The sequence below is a fragment of the Nocardiopsis sp. MG754419 genome (genome assembly GCF_018207095.1).
In the GTDB taxonomy this organism is placed as follows: domain Bacteria; phylum Actinomycetota; class Actinomycetes; order Streptosporangiales; family Streptosporangiaceae; genus Nocardiopsis.
In genome coordinates this window covers 1-1,157 of the sequence record NZ_QOCZ01000309.1, presented here as the reverse complement: position 1 = coordinate 1,157, position 1,157 = coordinate 1, and the positions used below count along the sequence as shown (strand labels likewise).

1 protein-coding gene is annotated in these 1,157 nt (G+C 74.0%); it reads left to right on the top strand.

All coding sequences use genetic code 11. The features are described from left to right. Positions 1-152: 152 nt before the first annotated feature. Entirely contained in the window at positions 153-1,016 is an 864-nt protein-coding gene (locus tag DSY14_RS27835; protein ID WP_249188583.1) for a MerR family transcriptional regulator, read from the top strand. The last annotated feature ends 141 nt before the right edge of the window (positions 1,017-1,157 follow it).

Genomic DNA, 1,157 nt, shown 5'->3' with positions numbered 1-1,157 from the left:
GAGTGAGCGTAGTGGCCGGGCGCGTGCGGGTGGGTCGTGGTCGGTGTGTGAGGTGGTGGGGGCGGTGCGAACACCGGTTCGATGCCTGCGCGGTGCCCGCTCCTGTGCGGGGGTTGACCGCGCCCTTGGGGCAGGTGCCACACTCGGGTGCCATGAGCACGGTGGACGGATCAGGTGAGTGGGGGCGCGGGGCGTTCTCCCGGCGTTCGGGGTTGTCGCTCAAGGCGCTGCGCCTCTATGAACGGTCGGGGTTGTTGGTGCCGCGCCGGGTGGCCGACAACGGGTACCGGTTCTACGGCGAGGGCCAGGTGGCGGTGGCCGAGCGGGTCTGTGCGTTGCGGCGGGCGGGGATGCCGTTGTCGATGGTGGCGCGGGTTCTGGCGCTGCCGCCGCAGGAGGGTGCGGGGCTGGTCCGCGGGTGGTGGCGTGTGCAGGAACAGGTGGCGTCCTCGCGACGGTCCATGGTGGCGCAGGCCTGTGCCCTGTTGGAGGGCGGCGGGCCGGGCGCTCCGGACACGGGTGGTTTTCCGGTCGGGGTCGAGCGGGTGGGGGAGTGCGCGGTGGCCTGTGTGCGGGTGAGAGTGGGCCAACAGGACCTGGTGGAGGGTTACCTGGAGGCGGAGCAGCGACTGCGGCGGGTGTTGGTTCACCAGGGCGCGGTGGCCGGTGAGCGGACCTGGGTGCTCTACCACCGGATGCCCACACCGGACGGGCCGGCGTCGATCGAGGTGGCGGTCCCCTACACGGGGTCGGCGCGACCGGAGGCGGAGGTGGCGTTGCGGATCGAGCCGGGCGGAGAGTGGTGGGTGGCGCGGGTGGAGCGCCGGGACTGCCACCACCCCCGGATCATGGGCGCCTACGCGGCGTTGGACGGGGCGGTGGCCCAGGCCCCCGGGGTGCGCGGATCAGGGGTGGTGCGCGAGGTGTACCTGCGCCCGTGGGAGTCGGTGGGTGAGCGTGAGGTGTACGCGTGGGTGGCCCGCCCGGTCCAGGCCACGGTCGGGTGCCGGGGATGAGCGGCGGGGCGGGTACGGGCCCGTTCGAGGGTAAGCCGGGTGGGCGGGTGCGGCGGTGGGCCGAGCACAGCGCGGTGAGCGATCCGGGTGAGTACGCCCCGGTGTTGCGCGGCCTGCCCTCGGACCTGCCCGGGCTGTGCG